The 16,588-nt window shown below is 70.5% G+C and carries 18 protein-coding genes and 1 pseudogene; 2 read left to right on the top strand and 17 right to left on the bottom strand.

Going from position 1 to position 16,588, the window contains the following annotated elements; genetic code table 11:
• Positions 1–15: 15 nt before the first annotated feature.
• From ABT297_RS31925 to ABT297_RS31890, 8 genes are all read right to left on the bottom strand, one after another.
• Positions 16–615 (bottom strand): bifunctional 4-hydroxy-2-oxoglutarate aldolase/2-dehydro-3-deoxy-phosphogluconate aldolase, encoded by a 600-nt coding sequence (locus ABT297_RS31925; protein WP_350556123.1) that lies wholly within the window; start codon positions 613–615, stop codon positions 16–18.
• Positions 605–1,546 (bottom strand): sugar kinase, encoded by a 942-nt coding sequence (locus ABT297_RS31920; protein WP_350556122.1) that lies wholly within the window; start codon positions 1,544–1,546, stop codon positions 605–607. Before ABT297_RS31920 ends, ABT297_RS31925 begins: the two co-directional genes overlap by 11 nt.
• The gene (locus ABT297_RS31915) at positions 1,546–2,082 is read right to left on the bottom strand and encodes an enolase C-terminal domain-like protein (RefSeq protein WP_350556121.1); all 537 of its coding nucleotides are present in this window, start codon (positions 2,080–2,082) and stop codon (positions 1,546–1,548) included. The genes ABT297_RS31920 and ABT297_RS31915 overlap by 1 nt, the downstream gene beginning before the upstream one ends.
• Positions 2,079–2,843 (bottom strand): SDR family NAD(P)-dependent oxidoreductase, encoded by a 765-nt coding sequence (locus ABT297_RS31910; protein WP_350556120.1) that lies wholly within the window; start codon positions 2,841–2,843, stop codon positions 2,079–2,081. The genes ABT297_RS31915 and ABT297_RS31910 overlap by 4 nt, the downstream gene beginning before the upstream one ends.
• The gene (locus ABT297_RS31905; protein ID WP_350556119.1) at positions 2,836–3,741 is read right to left on the bottom strand and encodes a dihydrodipicolinate synthase family protein; all 906 of its coding nucleotides are present in this window, start codon (positions 3,739–3,741) and stop codon (positions 2,836–2,838) included. The genes ABT297_RS31910 and ABT297_RS31905 overlap by 8 nt, the downstream gene beginning before the upstream one ends.
• 83 nt (positions 3,742–3,824) lie before the next feature.
• Positions 3,825–4,706: an amidohydrolase family protein gene (locus tag ABT297_RS31900; protein WP_350556118.1), complete on the bottom strand. Its 882-nt coding sequence runs from the start codon at positions 4,704–4,706 to the stop codon at positions 3,825–3,827.
• Positions 4,707–4,711: 5 nt separating this feature from the next.
• Complete coding sequence (locus ABT297_RS31895; RefSeq protein ID WP_350556117.1) at positions 4,712–5,473, bottom strand: IclR family transcriptional regulator; 762 nt, start codon at positions 5,471–5,473, stop codon at positions 4,712–4,714.
• A 255-nt stretch (positions 5,474–5,728) separates the two neighbouring features.
• Entirely contained in the window at positions 5,729–6,451 is a 723-nt protein-coding gene (locus ABT297_RS31890) for an SMP-30/gluconolactonase/LRE family protein (protein WP_350556153.1), read from the bottom strand.
• Between the two features lie 790 nt (positions 6,452–7,241).
• On the opposite strand from ABT297_RS31890, the gene ABT297_RS31885 reads away from it, so the two are divergent.
• A complete protein-coding gene (locus ABT297_RS31885) occupies positions 7,242–7,589 on the top strand; it encodes an STAS domain-containing protein (RefSeq protein WP_350556116.1) in 348 nt (115 codons plus the stop codon).
• Positions 7,590–7,807: 218 nt separating this feature from the next.
• On the opposite strand, the gene ABT297_RS31880 is transcribed toward ABT297_RS31885, so the two are convergent.
• From ABT297_RS31880 to ABT297_RS31860, 5 genes are all read right to left on the bottom strand, one after another.
• Entirely contained in the window at positions 7,808–9,397 is a 1,590-nt protein-coding gene (locus tag ABT297_RS31880) for a DUF6194 family protein (RefSeq protein WP_350556115.1), read from the bottom strand.
• A 210-nt stretch (positions 9,398–9,607) separates the two neighbouring features.
• On the bottom strand, positions 9,608–10,435 hold the full coding sequence (locus tag ABT297_RS31875) for a pentapeptide repeat-containing protein (RefSeq protein ID WP_350556114.1): 828 nt from the start codon (positions 10,433–10,435) through the stop codon (positions 9,608–9,610).
• A 416-nt stretch (positions 10,436–10,851) separates the two neighbouring features.
• The gene (locus ABT297_RS31870; protein WP_223092257.1) at positions 10,852–11,196 is read right to left on the bottom strand and encodes an RNA polymerase-binding protein RbpA; all 345 of its coding nucleotides are present in this window, start codon (positions 11,194–11,196) and stop codon (positions 10,852–10,854) included.
• Between the two features lie 237 nt (positions 11,197–11,433).
• Positions 11,434–12,783: a coiled-coil domain-containing protein gene (locus ABT297_RS31865; protein ID WP_350556113.1), complete on the bottom strand. Its 1,350-nt coding sequence runs from the start codon at positions 12,781–12,783 to the stop codon at positions 11,434–11,436.
• 41 nt (positions 12,784–12,824) lie between these two features.
• The gene (locus tag ABT297_RS31860) at positions 12,825–13,340 is read right to left on the bottom strand and encodes a GNAT family N-acetyltransferase (RefSeq protein ID WP_350556112.1); all 516 of its coding nucleotides are present in this window, start codon (positions 13,338–13,340) and stop codon (positions 12,825–12,827) included.
• Between the two features lie 121 nt (positions 13,341–13,461).
• Between ABT297_RS31860 and ABT297_RS31855 the strand changes: the two genes are divergently transcribed.
• Positions 13,462–13,899, top strand: coding sequence for a GNAT family N-acetyltransferase (locus ABT297_RS31855; RefSeq protein ID WP_350556111.1), 438 nt, complete (start codon positions 13,462–13,464; stop codon positions 13,897–13,899).
• A 362-nt stretch (positions 13,900–14,261) separates the two neighbouring features.
• On the opposite strand, the gene ABT297_RS31850 is transcribed toward ABT297_RS31855, so the two are convergent.
• The 4 genes and pseudogenes from ABT297_RS31850 to ABT297_RS31835 form a co-directional block, all read right to left on the bottom strand.
• Positions 14,262–15,179, bottom strand: coding sequence for a GlxA family transcriptional regulator (locus tag ABT297_RS31850; RefSeq protein WP_350556110.1), 918 nt, complete (start codon positions 15,177–15,179; stop codon positions 14,262–14,264).
• A complete protein-coding gene (locus tag ABT297_RS31845; protein WP_350556109.1) occupies positions 15,176–15,763 on the bottom strand; it encodes a cysteine hydrolase family protein in 588 nt (195 codons plus the stop codon). Before ABT297_RS31845 ends, ABT297_RS31850 begins: the two co-directional genes overlap by 4 nt.
• 220 nt (positions 15,764–15,983) lie before the next feature.
• Positions 15,984–16,241: pseudogene (locus tag ABT297_RS31840) on the bottom strand (DUF4158 domain-containing protein); the annotation flags it as partial.
• A gap of 98 nt (positions 16,242–16,339) precedes the next feature.
• Positions 16,340–16,588, bottom strand: a 249-nt coding sequence (locus ABT297_RS31835) for an IS66 family transposase (RefSeq protein WP_350556108.1), incomplete at its 5' end; no start/stop codon positions are given.

Below are 16,588 nucleotides of genomic sequence, written 5' to 3'. Positions count from 1 at the left end.
ACTTTGACGATGACCTCAGCCGGTCGTCCATGGGAGCGGGCCGGGCGGGAGCGTGGTGAGGGCCGAGCCCATGCCGACCGCGAGCGCGCCGGCGGCGAGCCACTCGGTCACCTCACCGGGCGCGATGCCCCCGGTGGGGATGCAGCGCAGCGACGGCAGCGCCTCCAGCATGCCGGCGAGGCTTGCCGGAGTCCACAGCGAGGCCGGGAAGATCTTCACGGCGTCCGCTCCCCACTGCGTGGCCTGCCACATCTCCGTCGGCGTCAGGCAGCCGGGCATGGCCACGATCCCCCGCTCCCGCGCCGCGGCGATCACCGGCCGGCTCAGCGTCGGGGAGATGACGAACTCGGCCCCCAGGTCCGCCGCCCGGGCGACCTCGTCGGGCGTGTGCACGGTACCGACGCCGACCGTCACGTCGTCACGGCCGGCGCACAGCGTGACGAGCCGCTCGATCGCCTCCCACGCCCCGGGGGTCGTCAGGGAGATCTCGATCACGCGCAGGCCGGCGTCGAGCAGGGTGCGGACCTGTGCGAGCGCGCTGTCGGCGTCGCGCTGGCGGACGACCGCGACGACCCGGTGGCGCCGCAACGCTTCGAGAACTGGGTTACCGGTCAACGTCGCCTCCTGGCAGCAGAACCTGGTCGCGTTCGCGGGGAGTGGGCAGGCCGGCGATGTCGGTGGGGACGCCGACCACGAGCGAGGCGACGGCGGCCGCCTCGCGCAGCGCGCCGGCGCTCGGCAGCCCGCGCAGCCGTGCGGACAGCCAGCCGGCGGTGAACGCGTCGCCGGCCCCGACCGGATCGGCCACGGCGACGGCGCGCGCCCCGACCCGGTCCGTGCCCTCCGCCGTGGTCGCCGTCGCGCCGCCGGCGCCGTGGGTCACCACGACCGTGGTGGTACGGCCCCGCAGCAGGCGCGCGGGATCGGCGGGCAGCTGCAGCACGTCGAGCTCCTCGCCGCTGACGAGCAGGGTGTCCATGCGGGTGGCGAACCGCGCGTACGCCCGCCGCCACTGCTCCGCGCCGGCCAGCCGCAGCCGGACGTTCGGGTCGAAGGCGACGTGGACGCCGGCTCGCGTCGCGACGGACATCAGCCGGTCGACGAAGTCCTCGGCCGAGGGCGAGAGCATCGCCGTGATCCCGGAGACGAACAGCAGCCGGGCCGACGCCACCAGCTCCTCGTCGACGTCCGCTGTGGACAGTGCGGAGGCGGCGCTCCCGCTGCGGTAGTACGAGACGGACACGGGCCGGCCGGTGCCGGGGCTGTCGCGCAGCAGTACCGCGGTCGGCCGGTCCGGGTCCTCGAGCAGGGCACGTACGTCGACGCCCTCGGCCCGCAGGGTGTCGCGGACCCAGCCGCCGGCGGCATCGGCGCCGATCCGGCCGCAGAAGGCCACGCTGTGGCCCAGGCGCGCGAGCCCGATCGCGACGTTGCTCTCCGACCCGGCGACGCTGCGCACGAACCGGTCCGCCCGCCGCAGCGGCGTCGCCGACTCGGCCAGCAGCAGGCCCATGGCCTCGCCGGCCGTCACCACGTCCACGCCCACTACCAGTCCACCTCGTTGAGCTGCCGGGACCGCACGAAGTCCTCGTCGACGTCCACGCCGATGCCCGGACCGTCCGGAACGGACACCGTCCCGTCGGCGGACAGGCTCAGGTGGTCGCGGGCGACTCCCCGGCTCAGGCGGCTCTGCGCCACGTTGAACTCGACCCAGGTCGCGGCCGGCAGCGTGGCCAGGTAGTGCAGGCTGTAGGCGTGTAACAGGTCGGTGAGCCAGGAGTGGGTGACGATCTCGCGGTCGGCCGTGCCGGGTTCAGCGGCCAGCTGGGCCGCCACCGTCATGCCGCCGCACCGGGACAGGTCGGGCTGCAGCACGTCGACCCGGGACTCGTGGATGAGCCGCCGGAAGTCCCAGATCGTGGACTGCTGCTCGCCCGCCGCGAACCGCAGATCGGGGAAGTCCCGCTTCAGGTCCCGGTAGGTCCCGAACTCCTCGGGGTGCACGAAGTCCTCCACCAGGGGCAGGCCGAGGCGATGCTGCGCACGCTGAGCGAGGTCCACCCGTACGCATGTCACGTTCATGCCGCGCCTCCGGGCAACCGGGCCAGCGAGGCGGCGAGGCCGCCGTCGACGGTCATGAAGCTGCCGGTGACGTAGTGGGCGTCCTGCGAGCACACGTAGCCGACGGCCGCGGCCACCTCGTCCGCGGTACCGAACCGGCCGAGCGGCAGCAGCGGCGAGACCCGGTCCAGGTGGTCCGCGCCGTACAGCCCGTCCTCGCCGGCGGTGCGAATCCAGCCGGGTACCACGGCGTTGACCCGGACGCGGCGCGGCGCCCACTCATTGGCCAGGGTCCGCACGATCTGGGCGAGCGCGCCGTGGGCGGCGTTGTAGCCGACGCAGCCAGGAAACGGGACGCTCGCGTGCAGCGAGCCGATCGCGACCAGCGACGCCCCGCCGGCCAGCGCGTCGCCGGACACGAAGGCACGGAACAGGCAGAACGCCGCCACCGGCCCGACGATCAGGCTCTGTACGACGCTGCGGCGGGACATGCCGGCCGCCGCAGCGTGCTCCTCGTGGGCGACCGCGTGGACCATCGACGCGGTGCGGCCGAACGCGAGGGCGCCCGCCCGTACCGTGTCGGCGAACGCCTCGTCGGCCGCGTCGGCGGTCAGCGCCTCGGCCCGGTGGCCGCGTGCGAGCAGCGACGCGGCGGCCGACTCGGCGCGGGCCTCGTCCCGGTCCACGCACAGCACGACGTTGTGGTCGTGGGCGAGGCGGTGGGCGCAGGCACCCCCGATGTCACCGCCCGCGCCCACGACAACCGCCACCCGGTCAGACATCGTCGACCGCCTGGCGCAGCAGGTCGATGAGGCGGTACATCTCCTCGGCCATGTGGGCGTCGACCGGTGCGCCGGTGGGTCCCCGCATGGTGTCGGCCGGGAGAACTCCCTGCCGCACGAGCAGCCGCTTCTCCACGGCCACGAACAGGTCGAGGCTGGTCTGCTGCGACACCAGCAGGGCCAGGGGACCCGCGATCCGGTACGCCCGGTCGAAGTCGCCGTCGCGCAGCGCCCGCCACAGCGCCGCCTGCGCCCAGATCGTCTCGCCGGCCGGCATGGTGCCCACCGCACCGCGCCGGAAGCTGTCGATGAGGTACAGGCCGCCGGTGCCCTCGAAGATGCGTGCCCTGCCGCCGGTGGCCTCGAACAGCGCGGTGACCCTGGGGCCGATCGGCGGGGCCTCGGGCTTGAACATGACCCGGTCGCCGAACTCCGCGTGCAGCCGCGACTGCAGCGAGATCGACAGTGACGCGCCGACATAGCCGCTCGCGTCCTGGACGACCAGCGGCACGTCCACCGCCTGCACGATCGCGCTGAAGTAGCCGAAGAGCTGGTCGTCGTCGGCGGGGAACAGCGCCGGCGGGGTGGCCATCAGGGCGGTGGCGCCGCAGGCGGCCGCGTGCCTGGCATGGCGCAGGGCGACCGCTGTGGACTCGGCCCCGACGCTGATGACGCAGTGACCCCGGCCCTCCGCCAGCTTGCAGGCCAGCCGCGCGACGTCGTCGCGCTCCTCGGAGGACAGCCGCAAGACCTCGGAGACCATGCCGAAGACCACGCCGTCGGCGCCGTTGGCGAACAGCCAGTCGAACTGTTGCTCCATGGCGGGCCGGTCGATCGCCCCATCGGCGGTGAACGGGGTCTGGAACACGGCGAGCACGCCGCCGAGGACCGCGCTCATCGGGCGCCGCCCGGGCAACGCCGCCGGTGGCCGCATGAACTCAGGGGGAACTGCACGGATCCTCCTACTGGGACGAACTTCTCTCAGGTGCTCTGTGATGTCTGTGGCGGTCGCAGGCCGAGCAGGTCCAACGCGTCCCGTTGGCAGATCGCGTCGATGTCGGCATCGGTCACCTCGGCGATGCCCAGGCGCCGGCACATCGCGGCGGCCTCACGCAGCCCCGCGACGGTCCGCTCGACCGTCGAGAATGGATAGTCGCTGCCGAACAGGACCCGGTCCAGCACCCGGTACTCCGCCGCGCTGGCGAGCGCCTGTGCCAGCTGCCACGGCCTGGTGTCCATGGCCGACGGGTCCACGTAGAAGTGCTCGTGGCGGCGCACCACGCTGACGCACTCGGCCATCCACGGATGCCCGAAGTGGGCGATCCACATGCGCAGGTTCGGGAACGTGCGGGCCGGCAGGTCCAGCTGCAGCGGACGCGCGTACTCGGCGACAGCCGCCGAGGTGAACGTGGTCCCCTGGTGCCAGATGACCGGAATCCGGAGATGGTCGGCGGCCTCCAGCAGGTCCAGACAGGCCCTGTCGTGGGGGTGGAAATGCTGGTAGGTCGGCCCCAGCTTCAGCCCGCGCAGCCCCAGGTCGCGTACCGCGGTCTCCAGACGATCCACCGCGTCCGGGCGGTTCGGGTTCACGCTCGCGAACCCGATCAGCCGTTCGTTGCCGCGAACCGCCTCGGCCACGTACTCGTTGGGTACGACGACGCCGACCGGTTCCGCGTCGAACGCCAGCACCACGGAGCTGCGCGCGGATGCCGACGCGCCACCGTGCTGCTGCTCGGTCACGTCCCAGCTGACCTTGCCCCAGGCGCGGATCTCGTGCTCGGCGAGCGGCGCGTGGACGTGCGTGCCGTGCCGGCCCAGGTGGGTGTGAACGTCGACGGCGACGAGCGGGTTGTCCGAGTCCACGTGGTTCACCGCCCCTCGCGACGGCCGTCGCCGACCGAGCGCGCGACGCTCTTGAGCGCTTCGATCGCCTCGGTCAGGTGCTCGTCCATCCGGGCGGTGGGGCCGCTGATGCTCAGCGCGTACGTGTACCGCCCGTGCGGGTCGCGGATCGCCACTCCCACGCACTTGAGACCGATCTCGGCCTCCTCGTTGTCGAGCGCGTACCCGTCGCGCCGCACCGTTTCCAGGTCGGCGAGGATCGCGTCGAGGCCGAGCAGCGTGTTCCTGGTCAGCGGCTTCGGCCGGTGTCGTTCGTACAGCTGGCCGATCTGCGAGTCGGGCAGGTGGGCCATGATGGCCTTGCCCAGGCTCGAGGTGAACCACTCGTCGCGGTCGCCGACGCTGGCGCCGCGGCGGATCGAGTGGCCGCCCTCCAGGGCCTCGACGACGACCACCTCGCCGGACTGGTGGACGGCCAGGTTCACGGTCTCGTCGAACCGGCTCACGAGCTCCCGCATGTGCGGCAGAATCCGGTCGCGTAGCGGCCGCGCAGACCGGGCCGCGTGGCCGATCGCGATCATCCGGACGCCGAGGCTGTAGGTCCGGGTGTCCTCGTCGCGTTCCAGCCAGTCGTGCTCGACGAGCTGGCGAAGGTACCGCGTCGTGGTGGACGGCTCGATGCCGACCGCGGCGGACACCTCGGACAGGCTCTGCCTGGGCGCGGTAAGAAACGATTCCACGATCGCGATGAGCCGGTCCCCGAGGCGAATCGGCGGCGTTGCAGTCACCTGGTCTCCATAATGGACTGAGGGGAAGGGTGTCCGGTCGCTTCCGCGGACCGGGCCGGGTAGTGGCAGGCCACCAGCGTTGCCGTGCCGCCACAGCCCGCCATCGAGACCAGCCCAAGGACGGCTGCCGAGCAAAGGATCCAACGAGGTTTCACGGACAACTCCCTCTGATTTTCATTCAGTGGAAGGATATTCCACTCAATGCAAGCATGGCATTTTGCGGGGCGTCAAGAGTGCAATTGCGTCCTCCCGCAGCTACGCGCCGTGGTCCACCGACCCGGTCGGCGGCGGTCCGCTCAGCCCCGGTACGGGCGCACCGGCTGGCCGGTGACGCCGGGGCAGGCGCGAAACAGCGAGCCGGCGGCGGTATCGTCGGCGGGGCCGAGCCCCCAGCCGCGAAGTGGTGATGAACAACTCGTCGAGGCGCGGCCCCCCGAAGGTGCAGGAGCTCACCAGCGCGGCCGCCACCTCGATGACGTGGTCGAGGCGGCCGTCGGGCGTGTACCGGTGGACCGCCGATCCGCCCCACAGCGCGACCCAGATGCCGCCCTCGGCGTCGACGGTGAGCCCGTCGGGGAGGCCCAGCCGCGGATCGATGGCGGCGGCCGTGCGGCGGCCGGTGAGTCCGAGCCCGCTGTCGTAGTCAAATTGATCGATGCGGCCCGTCGCCGAGTCGGCAAAGTAGGCGGTGTCGCCCGATGCGGTCCAGTCCAGGCCGTTGGAGATGGTGAGATCGGTCAGGACCGGGTCGATCCCGCCGTCGGAGTCGAGGCGGAACAGCGTTCCGCTGCCCGGCTCCGCGGACTCGTGCATGCTGCCGCAGTAGCAGCGTCCGTCCGGGTCGCAGGCGCCGTCGTTCATGCGAATCGCGACGTCATCGAGGATGTCGTATCGATGGGTCGGCGTGCCATCGGATGCCTCGAGGAGGAATCCGGTCGCCGTGCCGATGACCGCGCCGCCGGTCGACCGCGGCCGCAGCGCCGAGGCGACGTGGCGCCCGCGTCACGCCGCCGTCCCGGTCGAGCGACAGGATGTCGCCCGCGAGCATGTCCACCCAACGAAGTCCGCCCCATTGTGGCGACTACACGGCACCCTCGCCGTGGTATGCGATCGCATCGGTGATCCGTTCGGCCTGCACGGATGTCCCCTCTCGTGCCCAGCTTCACTGAGCTTTCGCTCAGTGAAAATAGTTTTCGTTCAACGCAAACACATCTCCCGACCGTCGTCAACGCCATCGCAGGAACGCATGCAGCCCGTTCGCGCCGCCGCGGCGATGCCCGAGGTCTTGACGGGGCGCCGTCGTGGCTGCTTCCATTTGCTGTGAATGAGAATGACTTTCAGTCAATGAAAATCACGGAGACCGCAAGGCCGTTCTCTGCCCCGGCAACAAGTCGTCGCCCTGCCCGCTCGGGATAACCTCGGTTCCCTGTTGGTGACGGCAACCTCGTGTACCGGGAGGTGTGCGGCAACCCGGCCGGCAAGCCCGCGCTCGTTGTCCACGGCGGACCCGGGTCAGGGTGTTGGACTGGACAACACCACCTGGCATCTGATCGCCGACATGGAGCGGCTGCGCGCGCACCTGGGCAGGCGATCGAAAACGCGGGGCATCTCGGCACCGCCGAGACGCGTGAGCACGTTCTTCACGCCCTCGACCGGTTCACAGCCAACGATTGAGCCAGTGGGCCCGGACGTTGGCCGTGCCCCGAACGTCACTCGATCGGGGCGTGGCGTCGCCGCGGAACGTCGTCGTCACGGGGAGAATCGGAATATGCAGGTTGCAGTGACCAACCGTGAAGACGGCGTCGCCGTGGTGGCGGTGTACGGCTCCATCGACGTCGACACCGCGCCGGAGCTCCGCAAGACCATGCACGCACTGTTCGACGCTGGTGGCACCCGGGTTGTGATCGACCTGTCCGGCGTCGAGTTCTGCGACTCGATTGGCCTCGGCACGTTCGCGTACGGCCATAATCACTGCGTCGCCTCCGACGGCTTCCTGCGGCTGGTCGGACCGTCGCCGTTCCTGGCCCGGCTGCTGCGAACGGTCGGCATCGCCGGCCCGGTCCCGGTGTACGACACCCTCGGCGACGCCCTGAGCGCAGGCCCACCGACCGCCTGAGCATCGGCGAGTCACGTCCGTCGCTCGAGCCGGGCCGGTTGTCCGGGGCCGCCGGTTGTCCGGCTTCTGTTGTCCGGCCGCGCCGCGCCGACCCTGGACAACCCCGATCCGGTACCAGTGGAACCGAGCCATCCGGCACCGACTGGCCGGGGAGGCTCGCAGGTCACCTCGGGTGTACCGGTTCGGGCGGCGGCCGCGCATCCCGCTGGTCGCCGGGCTCAGTCCCGCTGGTCAGCCACCCGACGCGCGGCGCGCTCGTGGCGGTCGACCGCTCGGGCGTGAGCGATCGCGAGGAGCCGGTCGATCTCGGGCAGCATCTGCGGGCCGGGCATGACGATGCTGCCGAAGCCGTACAGCGCGTAGCCCGGGTGCGGCACGAGGGTGTCGAGCCGGGCGAAGTCGAACTCGTGCCGGTGGTCCTCGAAGTCCTTGGGCGGGAAGCCGAACAGCCGCTCGAACTCGGCTCGGCCCAGGTCCAGGTTGAGGCGGAAGACGCCGGGACGGTCGAGCTGGGAGGTGTCGTCGAAGCCGGGCACGTCGTGTTCGACGATGGTGGCGAACGGCTGGCGGTGGTCCGGTCCGACGGAGAAGAACCGGTCGCCCCAGGCGCCCTCGGGTGATCCGTTCTCCTCGCTCGCCACGATCTGCTCGACGCCGGGTAGCGCGAGAATCCGGTCGGCGAGCACGGCCGCGTCGACGCCGGTCGGGATGTGCAGCACCGCGTCGGCGTGTTCGATGGTGGCCTGATCCAGCGGGAAGTAGCGGTAGTCGTGCGTCCTCCGCTCGGCCGGTGCTATCTCGCAGGCCCGGACGTACCGAGGAAGGCCGGTCTCCTGCTGGAGTCTGCCTTCGTAGGTCGACGGGGCGGGCGCCTCGATGCCGAGCGTGGGGCTCGCGCCGAGGCTACCGACGATCACCGCGTACCGGTCATCCAGCAGCGATGCGATGATCGCGCCGGCGCCGGCCCACGACATGTCCGTTCCGGCCATGGTCATCGTGCTCGAGTGGCGCTGGAGGTGCGTGTTGTGCGCGAAGACCAGCGTGGGCCCGCGGTGCGCCTCGGCCGACCGGATCGCGAGCAGGTTCTCCGCCATCAGCGCGTCTCGGACCCCGGCGAGGCGGGCGAAGCGTTCCTCCCGCGCCAGTGGTGCGGCGGCCGCGGCGTGGTAGCGCAGCAGCGCGACCGCGGACGCGGCGTGTACGAACGCCGCCCGCCAGCCCTCGCGCTGCCGGGGCGCCCGCAGGTACAACTCGGTCAGCAGGTCGTCGGCGATCACCCGCAGGCGCTGGGCGTCCGCCGAGCGCCCGATCGACCTGCCCGGCTCCCAGATCGCGGCCGAATCGCTCCACCGAGCCTCGTCCCCGACCAGGTCGTCGATCTCCGCTGACCGGTCGAGGCCGAGGAAGTCACAGACCTGGGTGAAGTGGCGCCGTGGACTCGGGGCGCCCTCGATCTCCAGCGGGGCGTCGAAGCCGTGGAACGTCAGGCGCTCGGAGGCCGGCCGCCCGGCGTTCCACTCGCGCATCCGCAGCAGCAGGTCGCGGTTGGCCGGGGCGGCGCCGAACCCGTGGCTGAACCCTTCGACGAGCGCGCGATCGAGCGTGACGGCGGCGGCGCCTTGAACGAACTCGTCGGCGATCAGCCCAGCGGCCCGGTCGCTCTCCAACGCGATCGACCGGTAGCCGTGCTCGGCCAGCGACATGAAGACCTCGTTGCGGATCTGCAGGAAGGCGGACTCGCCATGCGTCGGCTCACCGAGCGCGAGCAGCGTTGGCGGTACGGCAAGCAGGTCGAGAAGGGATGTCATTCCATCAACCGTATCGTTGAACCACCGGTTGAAACTCGCGAGCGATGCAGCACGGCAGCAGCCACGAAACCCTCAAACCGCAGGGTTAGGTCGATCAGTGAACCTCGCGCGCTGAGCGCCTCTCAGCGCTTGTTTTGGGCTGGGAACTCCGGGCGGTCCGGTTCAGCCCCGCGACACGTCCGGCGCCGGAGGGCGTTACCGTTGCGGCGATCACCGGCGGCGGGGGTGGCGCGTCTTCGCGGTGGCCTGGGCGGCGCTCCAATGCGCCGGGTGGCTGAGCCGGGACGGAAGCTTCGTCGTGGCGTCGCCGGATGCGGAGTCGAGCTGGGACTGGATCAGGAACAGCGACGTGCTCAGATCGGCGCCGGCGAGGTTCGCGCCGCGCAGGTCCGCGCCGATCACGTCCGCGTTGCGCAGGTCGGCGGCTCGAAGGTCGGCTCCGATCAGCAGCGCGCCGCGCAGATCTGCGCCCCTCAGGTCCGAGCCGCGCAGTTTGGCGCCGATCAGGTTCCGGCCGGGTGATTTCGAGCGGGTGAGACGGGCGGCCGCGCTCACCTCGCGCAGCAACGGGGCGATGCGCTCCCGGTGACGCTCGGCGTGTTCGGGGGTCAGGTCATCGACGGCGTCGCGCAGCGCCAGCGTCGTTGACAGAGCGTCGTCGAGGGTCGCGTGCAGCGGCGTGGACTGGGGGAGGCCGCGGGCCTCAGTGAGGTACCACATCAGTTCATGAAGGATTCGGACCGCGGCGAACACCTCGAACATCCGCCGCGCGGACGCCGGATCGCGACGCCAGTCGCGGCCTTCGTGCACGACCTGGGCGACGTGTTGGCCGGCGCCGAAGCAGTCGTAGACGGTGCAGCCGGGGAAGCCGCGCTGCCGCAGCCGGGTGTGGATGCCGCAGCGGAACGCCTCGTCGAGGTTGGGGCACGCGTGCCCGGCCGGTTTGTCGATGGCGAAGTCGGCGGACCGGGCGAACGCCGGGGCGACGCAGCACAGCCCGAAGCACCGGGAGCAGTCGGCGCGTAGCTCTAGGGTCATGATGCCTTCCTCGGGCCCGGCGTTCGGGTCATCACGCCCGGCCACGACACCGTCACCTCATCGGGTAAGAAGTTCGTCTTTCGGGATCGTTCGCGGTCGGGGCGGATCGAGCGGGTATTCGCCGATCGTGCCGGCTCCAGGCCGCAGGCGACTGTTCGACGGCGTCCGCGTCGACGCCCGGTGTCGCGACCGCCACCGCATGGTCGCTCCGTGACGCCTTTGCCGAGTCGCTCGGCGGCGCTGTTGGCTTGTGGTGCTGCGGTGCGGCCTCGTGGGTTCGGGTCCGTGGGCCGGTGGCCGCGCGTTCGGGAATGGGACGAAAGCGATGGCGATGCGGTCGCCGGACCGGAGGTCGTCCGGGTGGACGGCGAAAAGCCCCGGCGGGCTGGCCGGGGCTTTTGACGACGTTCGCTGTCTTACGCGGAGCGGCCGCGGCGCAGGCGAACCTCTTCGAGCCGCTCGTTGAGGATGTCCTCGAGCTCGGCGATCGTGCGCCGCTCGAGCAGCATGTCCCAGTGCGTGCGCGGCGGCTTCGCCTTCTTCTGCTCGGGCTCGCTGCCGTCGACCAGCCGCGCCACGCTGCCGTCGAACTTGCACTCCCAGGTCATCGGGACCTCGGCGTCGACAGCGAATGGGACCTCGAACTGATGCCCCTTGGCGCACAGGTATTCGCGGGTCTGACGCGGAGCCAGCTCGGTATTGCGGTCGGACTCGTAGCTGACGGCTCCGAGACGGCTGCCGCGCAGCATGCGCTCGCCCATGGTCGGTCTTCCCCTTCGAATCATGTTGCGCTTCGCTGTAACCAACGACGCCAGGTGGTCTGACGATTCCCACCGCGGGCGGGCAGATTACACGAGCTACCCGGGACGGCGGTAGGTTAGTCGCCGGGTCGGTACCCTGATTTTACGTTGGGTTTCAATGATCGACCAGTTGGGTCACATCGTGGCGTGTCTCACCCCAACGTAGTTTCGGCAGTTCACCCTGGATGTTGACCGTTGTCACCCACCGGCCGGTGGGGTACCTCCGGCGGCGGTGATGCGGGTGAGAGCCGCAGTGAGTTGCGTCACCTGGCCGCGGAGATCGTCCGCCCATCCGTGCGCACGGTCGGCCTCGGCCCGCAGCCGCACCAGTTCCTCACGCGCCGAGATCAGCCCGGCCTCCGCCGCCGCGGCGCGCGCCCCCTCGGCGTCGAGGCGCCGCTGCAGCCTGCTCTCGGTCTCCGCGCCCTCGCGCAGGGCCCGCTCCACCGCGGTATGCGCGACGTCGCGCTCACGCAGCGCGCTGCCGGCGAGGTCGCGGGCGGCGTCGCGTTCCCGGTACGCCTCGGCACGCAGCGCCGACTCGGCCGCGGCCTCCCGGCGGGCCGCGTCACGCTCCGCGGCGGCGCTGTCGACGGCCTCCCGGAACTGCGCGATCGCCTCGTCGGCCGCGGTCTGCGCCTCCGCGACCCTGCGGTCACCGTCGGCGCGCGCCTCGGCCACCGACCGGTCGGCGTCGGCGCGGACGTCCGTGGCCATACGGGCGGCCGCCGCGCGGGCCTCGGCGACGGTGGCCGCCGCTGCCGCCTGCGCCTCGGTGACCGCCTGGTCGGCGTCGGCGCGGGCCTGCGCGACGGTCGCCGCCGCGGCGGCGTGTGCGTCGGCCACTCGCCGTTCGGCCCGCTGCTCCGCCGCGCTCACCTGGGCCTCCGCGTCCGCGGCGGCGCGCCGGGCGCGTTCCTCGGCCGCGTCGAGGCGCTGCTGGGCCTCGGCGAGTCTGGCGATGCTCTCGCCGCGGACATGCTCGGTCTCGTCCTGGGCCGCCTGCAGGTCGGCCTGCGCCTGCAGCAGTTCGCCGCGGGCCTGCATCGCCACGGCGTGGGAGTCGTCGGCCTCCGCGCGCAGCCGGGCCGTCTCGGCGCGGGCATCCTGCAGCGCCGCCCGCGCCTTGCGGGTCTCCTCGCGCGCGTCGTCGCGTTCGGCGTGCGCCGCGACCAGTCCCGCCGCTGCCTCCGCCCGGGCCTCGGCGACCTGGCGCTCGATCCCGGTGGGGGAGACCTCGGCGTGCAGGGCGTCGACGAGGTCGCTGAGCGCCTGATCGAGCCGCTCCGCGATCTCGAACGCCCGGGCGACCTGCCCGGTGAGTCCCGGCGACGTGCGCTGCCGCATCCGCGCGTTGCGGGCGTTGCGCTGGCATTCGCCGTCGTTGTCGCGGCAGTACCGGAACGGCCGTCCTGCGGCGCTGCGCTGCGGGACGGGCCGGCCGCAGTAGCCGCACGGCCGGTCCTCGCCGGCGCGATCCTCGACCGTCCACTCCGCGGCCGGGTTCTCATTGGCGTCGAGCCGCACGTCGATACGAGACTCAGTCACGGGGCACAGCGTAGGCGAAGTGGAGCCGCCGACGGCGTCGCTCATACGCCGGCCTGGTGAAGGTCGATGACGTAGAAGATGAGGGGTCCGCGGTCATCGTGGTCGGTTCGATCGATGTGCATGCCGAGTCGCTCAACAATGCGGCGGGAGGGCGTGTTGTGGGGGCGGATGCTGGCCCAGACGCGTTCGATGCCCGCTGATCGGCATTCGTTCAGGACGGCGTATGCGGCCTCTGAGGCGAAGCCCCGGCCTTGGTGAGTCTTGCGGATCAGGTAACCGATCTCGGGTTCGGCATAGCTGGTGCGTCCTTTCAGCATGCCGCAGTTCCCGATCAGCGTATTGGTGTCGACGTCTCGTAGCGCATACCAGCACAATCCGTGTTCTTTCTGGGTGCTGATGCGGTTGCGGATCCACTGTTCGGTCTGGGACAGCGCGGTGAAGGGTCCCGATCCGATGGTGTGGGTCAGCGGGTCGGAGAAGAGGCCGTGCAGTTCTTCGGCGTCGTCCAGGGTGAAGGGGCGAAGGCGCAGTCTCGGCGTGGTCAACGAGGTTCGCATCGGCGTTCCAAGATCATATGGGAGGGTGACCTTGCTGGTGTTTCCGGCGGCCGGACGGCAGCGGTACGCGAGTACGTGGCAGGCGGCGGAGTAGCACTTGGTTGCGATTAGAGTCTCGGACATGGGTGTTGACGTCGAGGTCGCGCAAAGTGTGACGGACGAAGTGCTCAAGGCGCTCGGCCGGTTGCTTCCACAGCTTTCACCATCTGCTGAACCGCTCGATGCCGACGCACTGCAGACGCTGGTGGCCTGGCCGGGCAACCGGTTGCTCATCGCTCGCGCCGGCGGCGACATCGTGGGCGCGTTGACCCTGGTGATGTTTCCGATTCCGACCGGGTGGCGGGCGTGGATCGAAGACGTCGTCGTGGACGAGGCAGCGCGTGGCCAAGGGGTTGGCGCGGCATTGACCCGGGAGGCCGTCCGGCTGGCCCGGGCCGATGGTGCTCGAACCGTTGACCTGACGTCCCGGCCGTCGCGGGAAGCGGCGAATCGACTGTATGAGCGGCTGGGATTCCAGCTGCGCGATTCGAAGGTGTATCGGCTCGCGGCCGAGCTGTGACTCGGGTGTGCCATAGCCGCGGGGTGTCGGTGCCGTCGCTGGGCAGCGTGATGCGCTGTGCGGGTGAAGCTGGGGTTTGGGGACCAGTGCTCCCCAAACGGCGATAAGGTCGAAGTCGGGAAAAGTGGAGGCCCCCATCACGTTGGCGGTTTCCACATCGACCCGTTCCGCGTGTGGCCGCAGAAGATGCGTCAGCACGCTGAAACGCTGACTGCACACGGGTACAAGGTAGAGGTCCGTGAGTACTTCGACGGCGAGATCCCACAGGTCACACCCCCAGCCCCGCGGCCGCGTGGGGCGTGGTTACGGAGACTCTTCCGGGGATGAGAATCCCCTAAATTAACGGATACGCCTGCCGAATGTCATGCGGCGCGGCTGCGCAGCCTCCGCAGCATCCGTGCGTCCTCGAAGCCGACTGCCCGGGCCGCTGCCTCCACCGTGGCGCCGTGCCCGATGAGGTGCTCGGCGCGTTCCAGCCGCAGTAGCTGCTGGTAGCGCAACGGCGTCATGCCGAGCGCCCGACCGAATAGCCGGGTCAGCGTGCGTTCACTGACTCCACCGGACGCGGCCAGCTCCGCCAGGGGGAGGCTTTCGGCGTACCGCATGTCTATGACGTCTTGGACCCGATGCACGGCGTCGCTGACGTGGGTCCGGTGCCGTAACATCGCGCTTTCCTGCTGTTCGTCGCCGTTGCGCCGCACGTAGACCACCATCTCGCGGGCGATGCGCGCGGCGAACGCGGGCCCGTGCCGCTGGGCAAGCAGGTGCAGGGCGAGGTCGATGCCGCTGGCGATGCCCGCGGAGGTGACTACCGCGCCCACGCGGCAGTCGACGACGTAGAGGACATCGCGGACGACGACCGCGGCCGTATAGGTGGTGGCCAGTTCGTCCTGCAGGTCGTGGTGGGTGGTGCAGCGGCGCCCGTCGAGCAGCCCGGCCTCCCCGAGGGCGAACGCTCCTGCGCAGACGCTGGCCACTGTCCCGCCCTGGCGGTGGTGTTCGCGTAGCCGTTCTAGCGTCCGTGGCCCGAACTTCACCCGGTGATCTGATGTCCCAGCACGCCAGCCCGGCACGACGATGAGATCGTCTGCGGTCAGCGCCGGCCACTCGGTCGCCGCCCGTAGCGGCACGCCCTGCCTCGTCGGGATGTCCTCCTGCTCGCCCACATAGCGCAGCTCGTAGTGCTGGCCGTGGTCAGACGCGGACGAGAACGCCTGGGCGGGTCCGGCCAGATCGAGCAGGTGCACGCGCGGGGCGAGCAGGAAGACGACGGTGGTCACGCGCCTGTCAGCTCCTCGACGGTGCGGATCGTGGCGAACCGGCCCGCCAGGGCGTACTCGGTGCGCGCGAGGATCTCGTCGACGCCGAGCGTCCGCGGATCGGCGAGGATCTCGTCGACCGGTCGCCCAGCCGGGGCGTCCCGGTGCTCGATCGGGTTGGTGGCGGTCGCGTCGGTCACGAACGTCACGGCGTAGCCGAGGTCCGAAGCGACCCGCGCGGTGGTCTCGACACACTGCTCGGTCCGGATGCCGCAAACCACTACTTCGCCGATGCCCGTCTCGGTCAGCATCTGCTGCAGGTTGGTCGTGGTGAAGGCGTTGTGCGACGTCTTCACGATCACCGGCTCCCCCTCGGCCGGGGTGAGTCCGTCGATCAGCCGGACGAAGCCGGAGGCGGGATCGAAGGCGCTGCCGGTGCCGGGTTCCGCGTGTAACACCCAGATGATCTTCTCGTTGCCGGCACGGAACGTTTCGGCCAGCCGGTAAACCTGCTTGGCGATATCCGGGTTGGAGATCGCCGCCCAGATCGGCCGCTGCCGGAAGGACTCCTGAACGTCGATGACGACGAGTGCTCGCTTCTCCATGTCATTGATCCTGCCTGCGGACGGGTCGCCGCGTCAGACAACATCATGCCCCGAAGCGGACTGATCTGGTCACCGACGGCCCTGGGCGCTTCCATCATCTCGGCCCACGCTATCTCGCGGGATACCGCCTCCAGGCGGTCGAGTCGGGCGAGATGACGTCGCCCGTTGGCCCACTGGCACGCTGATTGTGGCGCTTCGCTCGCCTGTCCGTTAGGGGCTTGGTCTTGGCCCGCTCCAGGTATGCCTTCACACACGACGGGTCCGCGACTCCGACCTGGGACGCCACGTAGTCGACGATCACGGTGGGAACGTCAAGAGGATCCTCCAGGAACCTCCCCAGGTGACGCACAGTCACGAGCTGGAGAGCGAAACCGAGACGATTGTGATCACCACGCCGCTTCGCCACCAGGTCCCGGTCGGCGTCATCCAGGAAGAAGAACCGCTCCAGCACCGACTGGTCCGGGGACCGGTGAAACACCCGTAGACCGCCTCTTCGGCAGTATAAGAAATTTGCTCACGACCGGCCAGACCAGGCTGCATCCACCGCTATCACTAGATCATCTCTAGCGTAACTGTTCAGCTGGTTTTGGGCGTCCAGGCTTGTCCGTTGTGGAGCTGGGTGAGGGCGTCGAGGGCGTTGACGCCGTGTTTGCGGGCGGTGGCCAGGTAGCTGCGGACGGCGCAGAAGGTTTCGGCGCCGGTCCAGGTGCGTAGGCCGCCGCTGATCTTCTGGCGGAGTTTGACCATGCGGATGTCGCGTTCGGCGAGGTTGTTGTCGAACGGCACGCGTAGGTCGTGGGCGAAACGCAGGACGTCGGTGGCGAA

It is taken from the genome of Dactylosporangium sp. NPDC000555, from assembly GCF_040300025.1.
Classification (GTDB): domain Bacteria; phylum Actinomycetota; class Actinomycetes; order Mycobacteriales; family Micromonosporaceae; genus Dactylosporangium.
This window is presented reverse-complemented; position numbering and strand designations above follow the sequence as displayed.